The sequence below is a fragment of the Rhizobium sp. FKY42 genome (assembly GCF_005222835.1).
Classification (GTDB): domain Bacteria; phylum Pseudomonadota; class Alphaproteobacteria; order Rhizobiales; family Rhizobiaceae; genus Neorhizobium.
The window spans coordinates 165755-166437 of sequence record NZ_STGA01000059.1 but is presented as its reverse complement, the minus strand read 5'-3'; the positions used below and the strand labels follow the sequence as shown (position 1 = coordinate 166437).

General features: G+C 63.1%; 1 protein-coding gene. It reads right to left on the bottom strand.

The window, feature by feature from the left end; translation table 11 throughout:
* Positions 1-152: 152 nt before the first annotated feature.
* Positions 153-515 (bottom strand): hypothetical protein, encoded by a 363-nt coding sequence (locus E8M78_RS20015; protein ID WP_137136722.1) that lies wholly within the window; start codon positions 513-515, stop codon positions 153-155.
* Between the last annotated feature and the right edge of the window lie 168 nt (positions 516-683).

The window sequence follows — 683 nt, the reverse complement described above, 5'->3', positions numbered from 1 at the left end:
AACCGAACGGGCGCCGGTTCAGACCGCCACGAAACCGAAGGACAGAACGGCCAAGGGGCTCATCCGAGCCCAAACGGACACGGAAACCAGGCAAAGCTCGCAACTGACCTCCACCCAACCGCCCAGCCCCGTGACCTCTGCCAGCGCAACGATCAGGGTCTCGGATCGTCTCCGCCCACGTGGCCGCCCTGTCGAACAGAGCTGGACGGTGAACTCCTGGCACGCAAAGAGGCGATTGCCGCTTCCTGTCGTGCCAGCTTGCGCGAGAGTGCCTCGATCTCCGGCTGGCGCTCAGTGGTGATCGCCGCAAGATGGGAGCGGTAGCGGCAGAGGAAGGTGTTCGGATTTGGCGGCCTGCCGCAACGATACTCTGATCGCCGCGAAGACAGCGACGGGATCAATGCCGTCATTTTGCGGATGATCTGACGATCGATCATGTCGAGCTGATGCCGTGTCTGGCGGCAGGCGTCCTCCATGCGCCGCAATTCGATCTGGCGGTCTCCTGAGGTCATCATACCGCACCCCTTCCGGTCCACGACACGAAGCTCGACGGGCCGTCATAAGCCGCATGCCGCGCCTCGTCGATGACGAAGCCGAATCGGCCGACTTCGTACTCCGCAGACGACACCAGAAAGCGTCGCTCCTCGAGGTGAGATTCTCGCCGGCCACCACGCGTGGCAATA

What these genes read in the sequence shown, in the direction of transcription:
- E8M78_RS20015 (WP_137136722.1), bottom strand. Translation starts at nt 515, where the DNA reads ATGATGACCTCAGGAGACCGCCAGATCGAATTGCGGCGCATGGAGGAC.